At 50.0% G+C, this 20230-nt stretch carries 11 protein-coding genes and 1 pseudogene; 7 read left to right on the top strand and 5 right to left on the bottom strand.

The features are described 5' to 3' along the window. Nucleotides 1-28: 28 nt before the first annotated feature. The 3 genes from CBR65_RS12950 to prsK all read right to left on the bottom strand — a co-directional run bounded on the left by CBR65_RS12950 (nt 29) and on the right by prsK (nt 6170). Nucleotides 29-2647 carry a tetratricopeptide repeat protein gene (locus CBR65_RS12950; RefSeq protein ID WP_198300737.1) on the bottom strand — a complete coding sequence of 873 codons (2619 nt, stop codon included), beginning with the start codon at nt 2645-2647 and terminating at the stop codon, nt 29-31. A gap of 69 nt (nt 2648-2716) precedes the next feature. Beyond that, nucleotides 2717-4102, bottom strand: coding sequence for a PEP-CTERM-box response regulator transcription factor (gene prsR, locus CBR65_RS12945; RefSeq protein WP_087467233.1), 1386 nt, complete (start codon nt 4100-4102; stop codon nt 2717-2719). Beyond that, entirely contained in the window at nt 4083-6170 is a 2088-nt protein-coding gene (gene prsK / locus CBR65_RS12940; protein WP_087467232.1) for an XrtA/PEP-CTERM system histidine kinase PrsK, read from the bottom strand. Before prsK ends, prsR begins: the two co-directional genes overlap by 20 nt. Before the next feature lie 168 nt (nt 6171-6338). Here prsK and CBR65_RS12935 point away from each other — a divergent pair, with 168 nt between their 5' ends. The 6 genes from CBR65_RS12935 (at nt 6339) to CBR65_RS12910 (ending at nt 15304) form a co-directional block, all read left to right on the top strand. After that, on the top strand, nt 6339-6818 hold the full coding sequence (locus CBR65_RS12935; protein ID WP_232461443.1) for a cytochrome c5 family protein: 480 nt from the start codon (nt 6339-6341) through the stop codon (nt 6816-6818). A 496-nt stretch (nt 6819-7314) separates the two neighbouring features. Beyond that, nucleotides 7315-10239: a TonB-dependent receptor gene (locus tag CBR65_RS12930; RefSeq protein WP_087467231.1), complete on the top strand. Its 2925-nt coding sequence runs from the start codon at nt 7315-7317 to the stop codon at nt 10237-10239. Nucleotides 10240-10370: 131 nt separating this feature from the next. Next, entirely contained in the window at nt 10371-11939 is a 1569-nt protein-coding gene (locus CBR65_RS12925) for a tryptophan halogenase family protein (protein WP_087467230.1), read from the top strand. Nucleotides 11940-11974: 35 nt separating this feature from the next. After that, nucleotides 11975-12715 carry a SapC family protein gene (locus tag CBR65_RS12920; protein WP_087467229.1) on the top strand — a complete coding sequence of 247 codons (741 nt, stop codon included), beginning with the start codon at nt 11975-11977 and terminating at the stop codon, nt 12713-12715. A 33-nt stretch (nt 12716-12748) separates the two neighbouring features. Next, complete coding sequence (locus tag CBR65_RS12915) at nt 12749-13762, top strand: cupin-like domain-containing protein (RefSeq protein WP_087467228.1); 1014 nt, start codon at nt 12749-12751, stop codon at nt 13760-13762. A gap of 45 nt (nt 13763-13807) precedes the next feature. Next, complete coding sequence (locus CBR65_RS12910; protein WP_087467227.1) at nt 13808-15304, top strand: tryptophan halogenase family protein; 1497 nt, start codon at nt 13808-13810, stop codon at nt 15302-15304. 17 nt (nt 15305-15321) lie between these two features. Here the strand turns inward: CBR65_RS12910 and CBR65_RS12905 are convergent, their stop codons facing one another. Next, entirely contained in the window at nt 15322-16032 is a 711-nt protein-coding gene (locus CBR65_RS12905) for a DUF6445 family protein (RefSeq protein ID WP_087467226.1), read from the bottom strand. Between the two features lie 153 nt (nt 16033-16185). Next, a pseudogene (rep, locus tag CBR65_RS12900) lies at nt 16186-18203 on the bottom strand (DNA helicase Rep). A 297-nt stretch (nt 18204-18500) separates the two neighbouring features. Here rep and CBR65_RS12895 point away from each other — a divergent pair. Further along, nucleotides 18501-20201 (top strand): bifunctional diguanylate cyclase/phosphodiesterase, encoded by a 1701-nt coding sequence (locus CBR65_RS12895; RefSeq protein WP_087467225.1) that lies wholly within the window; start codon nt 18501-18503, stop codon nt 20199-20201. Nucleotides 20202-20230: the final 29 nt, after the last annotated feature.

Here is a 20230-nt window from a genome sequence, read left to right as displayed (position 1 = left end):
TGTTTATCCAGATCGACCCCCAAGACAGTTAACGTCGCGCTTTAGCCTCCGCAAGATGCCCCTGAATCTCCTGGTTATCCGGTGCCGCCTGCGCAGCCTTTTCCAGAATATCGTGGCCTTGTTGCACATCACCACTCTCAACCAATAACCATCCGTAAGTATCGAGAATGGCGGCGCTATTAGGTGCAAGTTCATAGGCGCGCTTGGCTAGTTCGAGAGCCCGAGGATCTTTTTTTTCGTAATAAATCCAGGCGAGGTTGTTGAGTGCGGCGGGCATTTGCGGGGCCAGTTCCAGGGTTTTTTCATACCATTTGACTGCGTCGGCCATATTTTTAGTGCGCTGTGCGGCCATGGCTTTGATTAATGTGGGCTTGGCACTCTCCGGGAGTTTTTGTAGCCATTCGTCTACAAACGTATCGGCTTGTTGAGGTTCACTTTTTTGGTAGTGATTAAACAGTGCTTCAGCGGCGGTGTCGTTAGGTGCAGATTGCCAGGATTGTCGATAGAGCTGTAGCGCTTCTTCAGGTTTTTTTTCTGCAATGCGAATCATGGCTTGTAAATTAAAACGCTGAGCCTGGTTGGTTTGTGTTGCCGCCAGTTGATCTAATAATTTTTGTGCTTCAGAGATATCTCCAGTAACCAATTCAGCTTGAACCATACTGGCCACATAGCGAATGTTGTCAGGAAACAATTTCAACGCACGTAACAAAAAGGTTTTGGCTTCATCAAAACGCTTTTGTGCCATTAAGCTTGCGCCTTGCTGGTGATATAAATTGGCAGCCAGTTGTTTGACCGGCATGCTGTTGCCGCTACGCGCCAGGGCAGTTTCTATATGGGTAATGGCCTGTTGAATATTATTTTGCGCTACATGAATGCGCGCCAGCATTACCGACGGTTGCCATTGCTGGCTTCCTTCTTCGAGTTCATTCAGAAACGTAATCGCCTCCCGGTTACGTTTTAGCGCTTGCATTAACTTCAACCAGTGACCATAGGCGGGGATCATGGCCGGGTCGGCCTTCAAGGCGGACTGCCAGGATTCCGCTGCTTGCTGTGGTTGTTGTTGATCGGTGTAGATCTGCGCGAGGCCCGCGTAGGCGAATTGTTTTTCGCGGTTGTCCGGGTGGGCAATGGCTTTTTCGAAAGCGCGCTGTGCTTCGGTGAAGTTTTTCTCTTCATAGGCTAACCAGCCGGCGAGAAAATCGCCGCGCGGGTTGTCAGGAAATTGCTGTTGAAACGCGTTGATTAAGCGCTTGACTTCCGCTTGTTGACCATTGGCGATCAATGCATGGAAATAACTTTGTTGGATGATGATATCGAGCGGCATTTCGGCATAGGCTTTTTGTAATTGCGCCAGCGCCTGTTCCGTATTTTCCAGAGCGAAGTAACGTTTGGCCAAAGCGATGCGCAAGCGTTGTTGCGAGGTATCCAGAGCCAGGCTCTTTTCCAGTGCCAATGCGCCTTCATTACTTTTGGCATCCCGATCCAGCAAGGCAAGGCCGTAACTGGCAAGGAGTGCAGGATTTTGTGGCTGATTATCGCTGGCCATCTTGAGCAAGGTCAGCGCTTCGTCGTCCTGATCGGCGCGCAGTTTCGTCAGTACAGCGGTTTGGATCAAGCTGGTCGACGCGGTCTCAGGATCAATGTACTGATCAAATAATTCTGCGGCACTTTCATCGCGGCCAAGCTGATGGTGGACCAGGCCCAACAGTGTTCCGGTGGTGGAGTTCTGTGGGAATTCTTCGTGCAGTTTTGTTAAAACGGCTTCGGCGTCCGCATAATTACCGTCTTGATAAAGTGCCAGTGCTTCATTAAAGCGCTGTTGTGCGGAATGACTTTCGGGATTGGCTTCGGATAATAATTTTTGATAAGCATAAGCCTCACTGGTGCGTCCTTCGCGAATCAACACATCGGTTAATTGATTCAATACCATGATGCGTTGCGCTGTCATGATATCGGTATTGCCAAGGGTCGTCAGGGCGCGCGTGAAATGCTTTTCGGCTTTTGGCAGGTCGTTCTGGTAAAGCGCGATTTCGCCTTGCAAAATCAATGCGTCGAAATGATCGGGGTTTTGATTGAGCAGTTGGGTAAGGCTTTTTTCTGCAGTTTCACTTTCTCCGTTAGCTAACGCCCAACGCGCCCGCAACAGTTCTACATCGAGTTGGCTATTTTCATGTTGTGCCAGCTGCGTGAGTGTGGTGTCAAAGCCGCTGCGATCACCGAGCGGGATTTGCGCGCGCCCACGCAGTATCCACTGCTGATATTGCTCGGCCGGGTCTTGTGCCGTGTGCTTGTTCAGGACATCAAGCGTTGAACGATATTTTTGGGTATTCAGATAAGCTTCAGCAAGTAAGGTGCTGGTTTCCGGATGGCGGGCCACGACGTTTTCAAGCAAGTCCTGGGTCGCACCATAAGCGCCCATGTGATTGTAGATGCGAGCCAGCGCCTTATAGCCGGCAGCATTCTCCGGCTGTAATTGGATAGCGTTCTTGGCTTCGATCATAGCTGCGCGCAATTGACCTTGTTGGGTATAGGCATCGGCCGCGCGTAAATGTCGCTCAACATTAGCGGCCTGTTCGGCCTCTTTGTTTCCACAGCCGGCTATTAATAAAGCCAACCCTATGCCGGCGATGATGTTGAGACATTTCATGATGATTCTGTTCCGTGATGAGGTTCGCAGTAACGGCTGCAGTCGCGAATACATGAGGCGCTAAACCGCTTAATCGTTGTCGTGATTGTTCTGATTATGCGCTACCGGTATGTCATATTTTTTAATCAGATCGTAAAAGGTGGGGCGCGTGATGCCTAGCAGTTTGGCTGCTGCAGAGATATTGTTATCGGTCATCACCAGCGCGCGCATGATGGCGGATTGCTCCGCTGCCTGGCGCACATGGCGTAGATTGAGCGACAGTTCGCCGGCATCGGCAAGGCCCATATCTTCGCGGGTAATATATTTCCCCTCAGCCATGATGACCGCGCGTTTAACTTTATTTTCCATCTCGCGAATATTGCCTGGCCAGTTATAACTTTCAATCGCAGCGATGGCATCCGGTGTAAAACCACTGATGTTTTGTGAATGTTCCGCCGCATACTTCAACTTGAAGTGACGCGCGAGCAATACCTTGTCGCCGTGACGCATCCGCAGCGGTGGAATATCCACCGTCATCTCACAGATGCGATAAAAAAGATCCTCACGAAACGTACCTTCGCTCACCATCTTTTGCAGATCTTTGTTGGTGGCGCAGATGACGCGCACATCGACCGGAATTTCACTGCGGCCACCCACGCGTTCAATCACCCGCTCTTGCAGGAAACGCAACAATTTGGATTGCAGGTTGAGCGGCATATCGCCGATTTCATCCAGGAACAAGGTACCTTCGTTAGCCGTTTCCACCTTGCCGATGGTTGTTTTATTAGCGCCGGTGAAAGCGCCTTTTTCGTAACCGAATAATTCACTTTCAATTAAATTCTCGGGCACTGCAGCGCAGTTAATCGCAACGAAGCGTTTGTTGCGTCGCGGGCTTAATTGATGAATGGCACGCGCCATGACTTCCTTACCAGTGCCGCTTTCGCCTAACAAGGTGCAGGTCACGGTGGTAGGAGAAATTTTTTCCAGCTGCCGACAAATTTTTAACATCTTCGGGTCGTTGGTAATCAGACCTTCCAGAGGTTCCTGCTGGGTAATGTGCAGCCGGCGATTATCTTCTTCCAGCTCATAAATATGAAACGCGCGCTGCACAATCAGATCGAGCGTGCCGGGATCAACGGGCTTCTGGTAATAATCGTAAGCGCCCATGGCAATCGCACTGATTGCGTGCTCGTGACCGGTTTTGCCGGTCATGACAATAATCTTGCTGGTGGGGGAGATACGCAGAATATCCTGGATACATTTGAAGCCTTCATCAACACCGTCTTCATCCGGCGGAAGCCCTAAATCCTGAATGATTACCGAGGCTTCGTGTAAGCGTAACGCGGCAATAGCGTCCTGACGATTTTCCGCAATGATGGTTTCATATTGGTCGAAGTGCCAACGCAATTGGCTTTGTAGGCCGCGATCATCTTCGATAATGAGAAGTGTAGGTTTGTTACTGGACTGTCTGCTCATGGAAGCTCATAAATCCTTGTTGATGTGTCTCGTTGAGGGGCAAGGTCATGGTGATCGTTGTGCCTTCGCCGACGGCGCTGATCACATTCAATGTGCCGCCCAGTTCACTGATATATTCGCGCGAGAGGTAAACACCGATACCCATCCCTTTACCGGATTTGGTGGTGTCAAAAGGCTTAAATAAACGATTGTGAATAAAATCCCAGTCCATGCCGGAACCATTATCTTCGATGGTTATAGTGGCATTGTTGCCTGAGCAGCGCAATGTAAGGTGTACGCGGCCATCGTCCGGTGTGGCTTCCTGGGCGTTTTTGATGAAGTTGGTAATGGTCATCACCAATCGGACCTGGTCAGCATTGATGGTTTTGTCTGTGTCCTGGATATCGGCTGTCAACAGCGGTGTGCTGCGATGGCTCTCTGCCAATGCCTGTTCGATCACATCTTTTACATGCAATCGCTTAATCAAATCGCTCTCATCGCGGCGCAATTTTCTCAACAGATTGTTCATGCGATCCACTGAGTTGCTGATGGTTTCGATGGCATCTTCAATAAACGCGGGATTGTCCTTATGGCGTTCAGCATTGCGCACCACTAACGCCTGTTGCGCAATCAGGTTGTTGAGATCGTGAATGATAAAGGCCACCAATTTGTTATAGGTGTCAAACTGACGCACTTCGACCAACTGTTCCGCTTGCTGATGACGTTTCAGGTAGCTCGCCAGCTGTCGTCCCATAGTTTTCAGCATATCCAGATCCTCCCAGGTAAGCGAGGCATCAGAGGTGGGCTTGGTCAATGCCATAAAACCGACCAGCTCATCGGCCACGATCAACGGAAAGATCAGCCAGAGTTCGGGAATATTACGCGCCCAATGTGGCAGGAGTTCGTTGTTCTGACTCAAGGCTTCGTTGTCGCCGGAATCGGGAAAGAAAACCCATTCGGATTGCAGGAAGGTATCGCAGAAAGGACTGTCCACCGCTTCTTCTTGCAGGTCGACAAAACCCGGAATACCCGATTGAAATACCGGTTCGTAGTAGCCCTGTTTACGCAGCCAGATGGCACCGCCGGGTGCCTTGGTGATGGAGGCCACCGCGTAAAACGCCCGCTGATTCACTTCATTATTTTCCGCCGGTTGGGCGAGGTAATTGATCAGCCCCAGCCATTCGCTGCGGTAATCATATTTGTGGCGGAAAAGGTGTTTGTTGATCAATACCGACAACTGCGAACGGATGCTGCTGGAGAGAAACACCGTTGCGATTGCGAGGATGGCGCCGATCAAAACAAAGCTGTAAACCACCGTGCCCCAGTTGCCGCCATACAGGCGGACATAATAGCCGCCCAGTGCCAGAGCGCTGATGAGCACGCCGACGCCGACCAGCGAGGTGGTATAGAACGCGATAGGGCGAGAGAGGTTGAAATGGGCCGGGCGGTCATTCTGTTGCATCAACAACAGGCCGCCCAACGCCATAAACAGACAGGTGCCAATCGATACCGCCGCCCTGGATTGCCATAGCAAAGGGTCAAGCCCCTGAAAGATCAGGCTGTGGGTATAAAGATAGATGTCATAGAGAAACAGCACGCCCAGATTCATACACATCAGTTTGATCTGGCGATCATTGGCGGCGGCGTAACGAAATAGTTGCTCAATACTCACCAGCCCGATGACGGCCAGCGTCAAGGCAAACCAGGAAGACAGGCGCAATAGCGGTTCAAAATTCGCCAGGCTGGCGACCAGGGCAACAGCGGTTAGCGGCCAGCCGATATTGAACAGGATCTTCAGGCTGCGGGGCAGGCGCTGTTTATTGGTCGCTGCCAGCAGGATCAGGGCAATGCACAGCACCCACACGTTGTAATGCAGGCATTCATAGACCAGCAGCGTAAGCGCAGAATAATCCCGCTCGCCAAAGGAAAGCGCAATGATCAGCAGGTTCAGTGTGTGGGTCGCAGCTGCAATAGCAAAAACATAGGTGCGCTGTTGCTTGAAGAATTGATAACAGTAGGTAACCGTCAACAGGGCCGCCACGATGGCAGCGCTCAGATAAGCGGTAAAGGTGACACTGTTATATTCCATGGTTTATGGATTTTTCCGAAAAAATTGAGGTTTAAGCATAACAGCAGATGGGAGCAGAGCAAATCAACGGCTGTGACCCAAGCATAAATTTAACCGCGCGAGTCTGCTATTACATGATCTTGCAGGCGGTAGAGCGTCAGTTCACGTTGGTGCATATTTGTGGCTATAATGGCCGCCGACTTTGCCCAGCGGGGCGCTATGTATAAAGAAGAGGAAAAAACCGTGAGCCAAATGAAGAAGATATTCAGTCTGGTGCTGGTCGTGGGCCTTGGTGCTGTTTCCGGTCTCGCCTACAGCCAGTCAGCAGCCCTGACTGAAGAGATGAAAGCGCGCATCGCCCCGGTCGGCAGTGTTTGTAAATCCGGTGAAAGCTGTGCCGCCGCCCCGGTAGCCGTCAGCAGCGGCCCCAAGTCCGGTGAAGATGTGTACAAGAGCGCCTGTACGACATGTCACTCTATCGGTGTGGCCGGCGCGCCCAAAACCGGTAGTGCGGATGACTGGGCTCCGCGTATCGCCAAAGGTATCGACACCCTTTATACCCACGCTATCGATGGCTTCAACGGCATGCCAGCTATGGGGTTGTGTGGCAGCTGTTCCGAAGATGAAGTTAAAGCGGCGGTTGATTACCTCGTCGAAGGTGCCCAGTAATCCCGTTGTGGGCTAATTGATTCACTGTCAGTTAGCCCACCGGTTCTCTCCTCGCTCCACCCTGCATCGCTTCCCCCATTTTCATTTTTTATCGCTTCCCTGGCGGGAGGGTGTCTTTGTATTTCCTTGCCGGTAATCTTCCGTTCCAGTGCCTTGATCCACGAGTTGTTGAAAGTGGGACAGGCGCAAAATTGCTGATTTTTTTCTTCTTCGCTCTCCCAGCCGAAAATCCATAACTTATTGTTTTTAAATAAAAAATAGTGCGGCCGAGTAAAGCTCTTCCATTCGAACGTACGGCACAGCCGTGCCTGACCCTACTCGGACGCCCACCTCAATGGTTTTTGTGAATATGCATTCGGATCAACAGCTTCCGCCGAGGCTTTTGATCTGTGAGGCAAGGCCACTCGGGCAATGCGGTAAGGGTTGCAGTGTTCCTTCGGAGTGCGGCTTCTCTTATAGCAGTCACGATAACAATAACGTTTGAGGAAAAACCATCATGAACAAAACCACTATATTTAGAAAAAAACTCCTGGCGAGTGCGATCGCCGCATCCGCCTTGGCGGGACTTGGCAGCAATACCGTTCTGGCGCAGGACGAAGGTGTTGTTGAAGAAGTCGTCGTTACCGGTATCCGCGCGAGTTTGACGCGGTCGATGGACGTCAAGCGCAATGCGGTCGGCGTGGTCGACGCCATCTCCGCTGAAGATATCGGCAAGATGCCGGATACCAACCTGGCTGAATCCCTGCAACGTATCCCCGGTGTCTCTATCGACCGTGTAAACGGTGAAGGTAGTAAGGTCACCGTGCGCGGTTTGGCCGGTGATTACAACCTGGTGACCTTGAATAACCGTCAGATGCCCGCTTCATCGTTTGGCACCAGCCGCTCTTTCGACTTTGCCAACCTGGCCTCTGAAGGCGTTGCAGGCGTAGAAGTTTATAAAAGTGGCCGTGCCGACCTGCAATCGGGCGGTATGGGTGCATTGATCAACATCATCACCCCGCGCCCGCTTAAAAACCCGGGCCTGAAAGCCGTCGTAGGGGCCAAAGCGGTCTACGATGATTCTTCGGTGATGGAAGATGACCTGACGCCGGAAGTGTCTGGTCTGTTCAGTAATACCTTTGCTGATGACACTATCGGGGTTGCTTTAACCGGTAGCTACCAGGAGCGTAACAGTGGTGACCGCAATGCCAGTGTCAGCGACTGGTTTGTTCATGCGCCGGATGGTGGTGATTGGGCGAATATCCCGGAAGAAAATCAACCGGGCGATGGCAGAACCTACGGTATTCCGTCAGAGGTTATGTACTCAGTTAATGAAGTAAACCGCAAGCGCTTGAACGGCCAGCTGACCCTTCAATACCAACCGGTAGAACAACTCACGGTTACGGCGGATTACCTGTACGTACAGCAAGAGAATGAAACCAATAACTTTGGTACCGGTATGTGGTTTACCCGCACCAGTGGTCTGGATATTGAGTGGAGTGACACCAACCCGGCGTATCCACTGTCCTACACGGAAAACACCGGTTGGCATGAAATTAACGGCATCATCAAGTACAACAAAACCAAATCCGACCTGAAATCCGCCGGCTTGAATATCAAGTGGGATGCGACAGATAACCTGGCGTTGGAACTGGATGCGCACAACTCGGATTCCTACTCCGGGCCGGACGGTAAGTGGGGCGGCAACAATCAATTCAACATTGGTACTATCGATAACTATCGTGCATCGATGGATTTCTCCGGGGAGTTCCCGATCCTGCACGTGGGTTACGAAGATGGTCGCACCACGCCAACACCGGATGTTGCTATCCAGCAACTGACCAACAACATCTTCCGTATTCAGGAGCAGGATTCGTCAGTTGATGAATACCAGTTAAAAGGTACCTATACCTTTGATGACAGTTTCATCCACAACATTAAAGCCGGTATAGGCACCAACGAAATCACCAACGAATACTTCTTCCTCGGCCTTCAACAGCAAAACCAGGGTAGCTGGAGTGGTGTGCAGGGTGAAGATGGTGTTGGCGATATTCCGCAGTCTTACTGGATTGTTGATCAACTATCCAACTACTTTGATCACGGTGCGGTAAACAACCCGAACTTCCAGAATACGTTTGTGCGCGGCAACTGGAACGAGCTGTTGGCGATCGGTGCCGAGCTTTACGGTTCTGATACCGGCTTCTGCCCAAGGGCCTACTGTACCACCAGAGATCCAGCCCGAGCGAATGACGGGTTCGATGAGCAGGTAACGGTAGAAACCTCTGATTTTGCTTATTTGCAATTTGGTTTCAAACCTGAGATTGCCGGTAGGCCAGCTAACCTGGCGGTAGGTGTTCGCCATGAATCAACCGAGGTAGAGTCAACCGCTAACGTTTCTGCTTACACACCGTATATCCGTTGGAATAGCGGAAATGAATACTCTTTGCTGTCCACGGGCGGATTTGAATATGCCACAACTACGGGTAGTTACTCAAAAACCCTACCAAGTGTGGATTTTGATATCGCCCTGACCGATGACATTAAACTCCGTGCGTCTTTCAGCAAAACGATTGCCCGCCCGAACTACAATGACCTTAAAGGCGGCTTTATCTGGGGCACAGCGCCGCGTATCAGCATGGGTTCTGCCTCGGCTGGTGATCCGGACCTGAACCCCATGGAGTCAACCAACTACGATATATCGGCAGAGTGGTACTACGCGGATTCCAGTTATGTGTCGGTCGGCTACTTCAAGAAAGACGTGGTTGATTTCGTCGGCAGCAGTGCGCCTCAAGTGATCGAAGACAGTGGTTTCCATACCCCGGTTAACGGCCCAAGATGGCAGGCTGCTGTTGCCGCAGTAGGCAACGACTTGGTGGCAATCAACCAATACATTGTTGACAACTATCCGGATAGCTCAGACGCTGCAACAGGCTTTGTTTATGCGCTGCCTGAAGATCCAATCCTGCCCTTTGAAGTGACTCGGCCAATAAACAACGAGGACGTATCGATTGATGGTATTGAGCTCATTGTGCAGCACACCTTTGGTGAGTCGGGTTTTGGTTTCCAGGCTAATGCAACCAAAGCAGATTCCGATACCGAGTACAACAACATCTCCAAGGCTGCTCAATTTGCTATTTATGGGTTGAGCGACTCAGCTAACTTTATCGGTTTCTATGATAAAGATGGCTTGCAGGTGCGTATTGCTTACAACTGGCGTGATGACTTCCTGGCCAGTGGCGGTGGGAACCCACGTTACACCGAAGCCTATGGCCAGGTGGATGCGAGTGTAAGTTACGAGCTCACTGACAACCTGACGGTTTCACTTGAGGGGCTGAATATTACCGATGAAACCACCCGTCAATACGGTCGTCACAAGGATATGACGTTTAACTACATTGAAACCGGTGCTCGGTACAACCTGGGTGTTCGTTACAACTTCTAATTTGCGTTAGTTGTTGTGCTACAACTAAAAAGCCGCTGGAGACAGCGGCTTTTTAGGCGCTTTACGCTAGCGTTGTTTTCTGTTCATACTGCGTGTTAATCAAATAATTATTAGAAATCTGTAGGTCGTTTATGACAGATCAAATAACCCGGGTTGTCATCGTGGGTGGTGGTTCCGCAGGTTGGTTATCGGCAGGTATTATTGCGGCATCAGGTCCTGCCCATGTTCAGGTTACGCTTATCGAATCGCCCGATGTACATCCTATCGGTGTAGGCGAGGGTACCTGGCCTACCATGCGTGCAACCTTACAAACTATCGGTGTATCGGAAACGGATTTTTTTAGCGAGTGTGATGCCAGTTTCAAACAAGGCTCCAAATTTTCCTGTTGGACAAGCGTGTCAAAAGAAGATGATTATTACCATCCGTTTACGCCACCGGTTAAATATCACGACATAAATCTGGCGCCTTTCTGGTTGCCCTTCAAAGACAAAATTCCTTTTGCCAATGCTGTTTGCCCGCAAGCGGCGATATGCGATTTGGGTTACGCGCCCAAACAAATTACAACGGCTGAATTCGGTGCGGTATTAAATTATGGCTACCATCTGGATGCCGGAAAATTTGCCCCGTTTTTACACAAACATTGTGTAGAAAAACTCGATGTAAACTACATCAGTGCGAATGTGGTCCACATAAACTCGCAAGACAATGGTGATATAGCATCAGTAATGACTGATAGCCACGGCGAGGTTTCCGGCGATTTATTTATCGATTGTACGGGTTTGTCATCCTTGCTAATGGAAAAACATTACAAGATTCCTTTTGTTTCCCAGAAGGCTATTTTATTTAATGACTCTGCCCTTGCTGTGCAAATTCCCTATGCAGAGGATCAAACGGCTATTGCCTCGCACACACTCTCCACCGCGCAAACGAATGGTTGGATCTGGGATATTGGTTTGCAATCCCGACGTGGCATTGGCCATGTATTTTCCAGCGCTTACACGACAGATGAAGCTGCCGAACGCGAGCTGCGTAGTTACCTTGTCCCTTCGGTGGGCAATAAATCAGTTGAAGACCTGGCTGTCAGAAAAATTACGTTCAACCCCGGGCACAGGAAAACCTTCTGGCATAAAAACTGTGTCGCCATTGGTTTGTCCGCCGGCTTTATCGAGCCACTTGAGGCAACGGCGCTGGTATTGATTGAGCTCTCGGCAAAGATGATTGCGCAACAGTTTCCGGCTAATCGCACTGCTATGGATACAATAGCCAAACGCTTTAATAAGGCGTTGACTCATCACTGGGAGCAGATTATCGACTTTCTAAAATTACACTATGTGCTGACCAAGCGAACCGATTCAGCCTACTGGCGTGATAACTGCTCTGCCAATACCACTCCTGATAGCTTGAATGAGTTGCTGGAATTATGGAAAGTACAGTCTCCCTGGTTGCATGATGAAATCTTGCGGGAAGAGATGTTTCCCTCTGCCAGTTATCAGTATGTCTATTACGGTATGAAAGGTACCACCAATATTGCCGTTAGCAGTGGTACCCATAATCGAAAAAATCTGTATGAAAAACAATGGAAAAAAGCAGAAACACTGTTTATGGAAAATGTGCAGCATATCCAGCAACTGAAAAAAATATTGCAACCTAATCGCGAGCTGATAGAAAAAATAAAGCAGCATGGGATGCAGACGATTTAATTTCCCTATTGGAGGCATTTCCTCCAGGAGACTATATGCCTAATTTTGCCCTGTTAAATAATATTGCCCATAAAGCATTGCGCGTTATTCGGGAACACTCAATGCGCTACGGCGATAACGATATGTCAGTGGTGACCTTTCCACAGGAATTTCGTGCAATACAAAATGAATACCCCATTTTTTTCCAGAAAAATGCAGAGACAGGTAAATTTATTCCTATTGCGCTAATGGGCTTGCGCCAGAATGAAAACCTGTTTCTGTCAGAGCAGGGATGGGATGCACAATATATTCCTGTGTCAGTAAAAAGAAGACCTTTCCTGATCGGTATCCAACCGCCACAGCCCGGCCAGGAATCCAGTCAGCCCACCAAGATGGTGTATGTGGATATGGATAGCCCGCGTGTCAGCGAGACCCAGGGCGAGCCGGTCTTTTTACCCCATGGCGGCTATTCGCCCTATCTGGAATCGGTGGTGGATTTGCTGGAGTACATCCAATACGGTACAGAGTTGAATGAACAATTTGTTGATGCGTTGTTAGCTCAGGAGTTATTGGAGGTGGTAGTGCTGGAAATTACTCTTAAAAATGGTGAGCGTCATAACCTGGCAGGGCTTTATACCATCAACGAAGATAAACTGGCTGCTTTACAAGGTAGCGCAGTAACAGCATTACACAGTAAAGGTTTTATGGAATGCATCTACATGGTGTTGGCGTCTCATGCCAACGTTGTGAAGTTGATCGCCCGCGTTGAGAAAAAATTAGCAAATCAGGCATCCTGAGTTATTTCCAACAAATGAACACTAGCGGCATTTATGATCAGCGTTGATAAAAAAGTTAAAGTGATTGATGGCTGTACGCCAGGCCAGATTCCTGATGAGGTCTTGTCCTCACCTGAACCATTGATCCTGAAGGGGTTGGTGTCGTCCTGGCCGATCGTGCAAGCGGGTCTGGCTTCAGATGAAGATGCAGTGCGTTATTTATTGCAATTCTATCAAGGTCAGGAGGTGGCGGCCTTTTTAGGTAAGCCGGAGAACAATGGGCGTATTTTTTACGATGAGAATCTGACAGGATTTAACTACGATACTGTCAGCACCAAGCTGGATTTCGCGCTACGGCAATTTGCTACCCAGGCTGACAACCCTCAACCACCGACGATTTATATTGGCTCTACAGTGATCGATAATTATTTGCCAGGCTTTCGTGCAGATAATGATCTTGATTTGAGTCAGCATAATCCGCTCGTCAGTATCTGGTTGTCCAATAAATGCCGTATCGCCGCACATTGGGACAGTCCGTTGAATATTGCCTGTTCGGTCGTCGGACACAGGCGCTTTACCTTGTTTCCCTTTGAGCAAATGGAAAATCTCTATGTTGGCCCGCTGGATAAAACCCCGGCCGGACAAGCGATCAGCCTGGTGGATTTTTATAATCCCGATTTTGAAAAATTCCCCAAATTTAAACAGGCTTTAGAACACGCCCAGGTTGCTGATCTGGAAGCGGGTGATGGCATCTTTATTCCCAGCATGTGGTGGCACCATGTGGAAAGCCTGAGCCCGCTGAATATCCTGGTGAATTATTGGTTTAAAGGTTCGCCCGCATTGTATGGTAAGCCGGTCAATGCATTGCTTCATTCGCTCTTGTCCATTCGCGATTTGCCACCCGCGCAGCGGGCAGCCTGGAAGATGATGTTTGATCATTATATTTTTGACTATTGCAAAGATAATTTTTCGCATATCCCGGAACAAGCTCAAGGTGCGATTGGTGAATTGACGGACGATAGCGCGCGGAAAATTCGGGCGAAGCTACTGAACCAGTTAAACCGCTAGGCGCATTAACCAGGCAGCCTGATAATAAAAACTCTTGGTATCAATATGATCGGCAATCAAACCGTTAAACATCTGGTCATCGTGGGTGGCGGCACGGCGGGCTGGATGGCCGCAGCGGCTTTTTCCAAACTATTGGGCAAAAGTATTTCTGTGACCCTGGTTGAATCCGATGAAATTTCCACTGTCGGTGTTGGCGAAGCGACGGTACCGCCATTGATCCTGTTTAATCGTTACCTTGGGATTAACGAGCAAGAATTGATGGCCTTTGTGAAAGGAACCATCAAGTTAGGCATATCGTTTGAAAACTGGAAAAATATAAACGAAAGCTACATCCACCCCTTTGGTCAAACGGGTAAGGATACCTGGGCAGCCAGTTTCCAACATTTCTGGCGTAAAGGTCTGGAGTTAGGCGTGGACTACCCGCTGGGTGAATACACTGTTGAGTATCAAGCTGCGGTGCAGAGTAAATTCTCTCATATGCCGGGATCACCTTTGACTTATGCATACCATATCGACGCCGGTCTCTATGCAAAATTTTTACGCGGCATTGCTGAAAAAGCCGGTGCGACACGTATAGAAGGAACAGTGCAGGATGTAGTTCTCGATGACGGCGGGTACATCAGGTCGATTCAACTGGCTTCCGGCGAAATTATTGATGGCGATTTTTTTATCGATTGCTCCGGTTTCCGCGCGCTACTCATCGAGCAGGCATTGCACAGCGGTTTTGAGGACTGGTCACACTGGTTGCCTTGCGATAGTGCGCTGGCGGTGCAAACGGAATCGGTTCGTGAGCCGGTGCCCTATACCCGATCCATCGCACACACGGCTGGCTGGCGCTGGCAAATTCCTTTACAGCACCGGGTCGGTAATGGCCTGGTGTATTGCAGCCGGTATATGTCCGATGATGAGGCCAGAAAAACCCTGCTAGACAACCTTGAGGGGCGTGTGATTTCCGAGCCAAAGATCATCCGCTTTAAAGCAGGTCAGCGCCTTAAGCATTGGAATAAAAATTGTGTCGCTTTAGGTTTGGCAAGTGGGTTTATTGAGCCACTGGAATCCACCAGTATTCATTTGATTCAGCGCGGTATAACGCGACTATTGCAAATGTTTCCTTCTAATGGAATTTTCAGCGGCGATATCGATGAATACAATGCGCAGATGAAAACGGAAATACTGTCCATAAGGGATTTCATTGTGATGCATTATCATTTGACCGAAAGGGAAGATAGCGATTTCTGGCGTTATTGTAAAAATATGCCGATACCGGCATCGCTTGTGCATCGCATTAATTTATTCAAGGAAACCGGAAAGCTCTTTGTGGAATCACCCTATAAGCTTTTTGCCGAACCATCCTGGCTGCATGTGATGGTAGGTCAGGGCGTTGTTCCTGAGCGTTATCATGCGGTGGCAAATGAAATGACCGATGCTGAATTGAAGCAGTTTCTGGAAGGTATCAGAAGCTCGGTACAGAAAGCGGTTCAGAAGATGCCGTCGCATCACGATTACTTGCAATATTATTGCAAGGCGCCAGAGTGGAGTTGACCTCCGGCTTTGCGAGGTTATTTTAAATAAATAAAACTGTTTAACGTCAGTCGCCCGATGATCGGATTGGGGACAAACTGGAATTTCTCAGGAATGGATGCGGAGTGCAATACATCACTGGGGTACATAATCAAACGGTTGAAATTCGCCTCGTAACGGGCTATCTCTTCATAATATTGATTGGAGCCATTGATGTATTTGTTATGCCAGCTGGTATCCAGCGCTTCTTTGGCAAGATGCTCTCCATACGCATCCATTCGCTCTGGTGAAAGCTGTTCAAAACCGGTTGCTCTATGGCGATAGATGGATGTGCCACCTTTGTCAGGCGTACAAAGATAATGTACACAGGCCAGCTTTTCTTTCTTGATGGTATCCACATGCGGTCGTGATTGCGGCAGCGCCAATCGTGCGGGCGGGGTAAGCACAAGAGAATAGGTGGACTGGGAATAATGTATGTTGTCTTTTGCGAGATTAAACGCTTTGCAAATAATATCGGGTAAGTAAGTTTGCAGTGCCTGGCTATAAAACTCCGGAACCTTTGATTGAATGCCGGGATAATAATCTGTCCCATCGCGGAATTCACCAAATTTTACGGCAAAGCCCAAGAGTGCTTCCGCTTCATGTAAAAAATTATCTATCACCAGCACGGGCGTTTTTTCTTTGCCCACAGTATCAACACGGTAGCGAAATTGAGGGTGTAGTGGTGGTAGAAAATTTTCACTCGACATGATGCTTTGCTCGGGAATTTTTATAGCATTTATTATTGCTTATTCTGAGGCCCGGTTCCATCTCCAACATTTGAAAGCCGAGGAATAGTACGACGTCATCCCCAAACTTTTTCAACGCAGTATAAGGCAGCCAGGTGATTTTTGAGACGGCATCTAGTCGAACAGGTTCATCAAAGAAGCCAGCGTCTCTTCACCTTTGGCAAAATTCTTTTCCGGACTGAGTTCGCCAAAGCCTTCTCGCTCGACATCTTCGGCCGGCAGTTCATCCAGAAAGCGGCTGGGGTGGTTTCGCTGATATCGCCGAATTGTTTGCGCTTGCCCGCGAGGGTCATGGTCAGTGTTTTTTGCGCGCGGGTAATCCCCACGTAGGTGAGCCGCCGCTCTTCTTCGATGTTGTTGTCTTCAATGCTGTTGCGGTGGGGTAACAGGTCTTCTTCCATGCCGACCATAAACACGTGAGGGAACTCCAGTCCTTTGGACGCGTGCAGTGTCATCAACTGCACCTGATCGCTCAGGTCTTCCTCTTCCTGCCGTTCCAGCAGGTCGCGCAATACCAGCTTGGCGATGGCATCTTCTATGCGCGCTTCTTCCTCTTCGTCATCGTTCGCGCTTTTATCCAGGGTTTTCTGTAAGGATTCCACCAGGTAAAACACGTTCTCCAGGCGCTTCTCGGCCGCTTTGCTGCTGGATGCATTTTGATGCAGCCAACCTTCGTAATCGATATCGTTGAGCATCTCGCGAATCGCCGACACAGGGTCAGCGGTGCGGCAGTTGTTTGCCACCTGATTCAGCCAGTGCGTAAAGCGTTGCAGACGCTCGAGATTTTTCTCGGGAATGTGACTTTGAATGCCCATTTCCTGAGCGGCAGCGAACAGACTGATGTGGCGCTCGCCTGCATAGTGACCGAGCGCTTCGAGGGTATTGGTGCCGATCTGGCGGCGGGGTGTGTTGATAATGCGCAAGAAGGCGTTGTCGTCATCCGGGTTGATAATCAGGCGCAGGTAGGCCATGACATCTTTGATTTCTGTCTTGGCGAAAAAGGAAGAGCCACCGCTGATCTTGTATGGAATCTGATGATGCTGCAGCTTGAGCTCCAGCAGTCGGGCCTGGTGATTGCCCCGATACAGAATGGCGTAATCGCGAAATTTATTCTGTTGGCGCAAACGTTGCGTGAGAATTTCAGTGGCAATGCGTTCGGCCTCGCCATCTTCATTAGGACAGCGCACCACGCGAATGGGATCGCCCAGACCCATTTCGCTCCAGAGCGCCTTGTCGAATTCGTGCGGGTTGTTGGCAATGAGATGGTTGGCCACGCGTAGAATACGGCTGGTTGAGCGATAATTCTGTTCGAGTTTAATGACTTTAAGTGATGGAAAGTCTTGCTTGAGCAGCGACATGTTTTCCGGGCGAGCCCCGCGCCAGGCGTAGATGGACTGGTCATCATCACCCACCACGGTCAGCGCGCAGCGGTCGCCGACCAGCAACTTTACCAGCAGGTATTGGCTGGAGTTGGTGTCCTGGTATTCGTCGACCAACAGGTAGCGGATCTTGCGTTGCCAGCGCGCCAGCACGTCTGCATGTTGCTGGAACAGGTGAACCGGGATCAAAATCAAATCATCGAAATCCACCGCGTTGTACGCGCGCAGCGCTTGATTGTAACGCTGGTAGATCAACGCGATGGCTTGTTCGCCCGGACTTTGGGCATGGCTCAGGGCATGTTCGGGTGAGGTGAGATCATTCTTCCAGTTGGAGATCTGATGCTGGGCCAGGTCGAGGTGATCGCTGTCCAGGTCGCCGTCGCGCAGCATCAACTCTTTCAGCAGGGAACGTGCATCTTCAGCATCGAAGATGGAGAAACCCGGTTTGAAACCCAGGGTCTTGTACTCGCGGCGAATGATATTGAGCCCGAGGTTGTGAAAGGTAGAGACGGTTAAACCCTTGGCGGCGGCACCCTTAACCAGGCCGGTGACCCGCTCTTTCATTTCGCGTGCGGCTTTGTTGGTAAAGGTTAACGCAGCGATGTGGCGCGCTGGCAGGTCGCACTGTTGGATCAGATAGGCAATCTTGCGTGTGATGACGCTGGTCTTGCCGCTCCCTGCGCCGGCCAGCACCAGACAGGGACCGTCGATGTAAAGCACGGCTTCGCGTTGGCGGGCATTGAGTTGCGTCACAGAACCTCGATGTTCGTCAGATCCGAACAGGAAACAATTGCGTAAAAAGCAGGTTACGGGAAAAGGGTGTGCATTGTAACAAGGGATAATTGCCTTGCAATGTGCAAAGGTGTTTTTTCACTGAGCTATAACTGTTCCAGTAACTAATAGCGATGAATAACGCGCCTGACTTTTGACTTGGTTATAAACCAACGATAGTTATTTATTCCGCTGTGCGGCTGGTGTAGAGTCTTCGCCCTAATGTGAAGGGGTTCTTCAAAAGTGGTCACACTCCTCGCATCCAGGGAGTCCGGTGGTATGGATAAAAAAATAAAGATCTTGTTTATTGATCGCGAGCATGGCGAGTATTTGCTTATCGCAGATATTCTCTCGCAAGTTCGTCATGTCGAATATCAGTTGACCTGGTGCAATCAACTGGAAGCCGCTTTACCCAAAATTCTCTCCCAGGATTACGATGTCGTACTGCTCGATTACTATTGGGGCGGTAGCAGTGCCCGTGACCTGCTCAATGCGGCGCGGGTGCAAGCCTGCCAAACCCCCATCGTGGTGATGACCGACGAGATGGAAACCGAAGTGGATCGCGAAGCTATCCGTGCCGGTGCATCTGACTATTTGATCAAGGGCCAGATCGATTGTGAACTCCTTGAGCGCACCTTGCGCTATGCCATCGAACGCAAACTGACAGAGCAACACCTCGCGCGGCTGGCCCACTATGATCCATTAACGGATATTCCCAACCGTATTTTATTTCGCGACCGCCTTGAACATGCGATTCGCCTGGCGGAGCGTGACAACACATTTTTTACCTTGATGTTCATCGACCTCAACGGCTTCAAGCAGGTTAATGATAATTTCGGCCATGATGCCGGTGATGCCGTTATCCGAATCTGTGCCGAGCGCCTGAGTAATTGCATGCGGCGCAGCGATTCGGTGGCGCGTATGGGCGGCGATGAATTTACCTTGCTGTTGCAAAATATCGAAAACAACACCGACGTGGCGCACATCGCGCAAAAGGTTATCGATTCCATCTCCATACCGTCCCAAATCGGCGGTTATGAAGTCGTGGTGGGGTGCAGCATCGGCATCGCCATGTACCCCCAGGCAGGTCGCGATGCGGATACCTTACTTAAAAATGCCGACCTCGCCATGTACAAGGCCAAACAGGAAGATGGCAGCAGCTACTGTTTCTTCACCGATGCGATGAACCAGGATGTGCGGCGCCAGTTGCGCCTTGAATCCGATTTGCGCAAAGCACTCAAGAAAGAGCAATTCTTTCTTGAATATCAGCCGCGTATCGACGTGAACACGGGGCGCATCATTGCGTTGGAATCCATGCTGCGTTGGGATCATCCAGAGCGCGGCGTACTCAGCGCGAACGAGTTCGTCGCCATCGCCGAAGACACCGGTTTGATAACTGCCATCGGCTATTGGGCCATTCGTCAGGCATGTTCTGATCTGAAAAAACTGCATGCCGTTTTCGGTGAAGAATTGGTGATGTCCATCAGCCTGTCGGTGCGTCAGTTCAAGGATGACCGGCTGGTGCAGGAGATCGCCACGATCTTTTCCGACACTGGTATCCAGGCTGGCGACATTGAGTTGGAATTGACCGAGACCTCATTTATGGAAAATATTGATTTGGTCAGTTTATGCATGCGGCCACTGTCGTTCTTCGGTATTAATTTTTCACTGGGTAATTTCGGTACGGGCAGCTCATCGTTTTTGCATTTGCAACGCTTACCAATAACGGCCGTGAAGATCGATTCGCGTTTTATGGCGGAACTGCAACGCAGCCGCAACGACCGCCGGTTGGTAACCGCGATGATTACCCTGGCACGGAATCTCGGCAAGATTGTGATCGCTGACGGTGTCGAAAACACCGAACAAAAGGAGTGGCTGGTACAGAGTGGCTGTGACCATATGCAGGGGAACTACTTTGCCGAGCCGCAACGATTGGACGATATATTTACGACGTTGCGTGATAATCTTGCGCCGAACTAGCAGGCTGTTTCCCAACAGCTTGCCAGTTT

Source organism: Cellvibrio sp. PSBB006 (genome assembly GCF_002162135.1).
GTDB lineage: Bacteria > Pseudomonadota > Gammaproteobacteria > Pseudomonadales > Cellvibrionaceae > Cellvibrio.
This window is presented reverse-complemented; position numbering and strand designations above follow the sequence as displayed.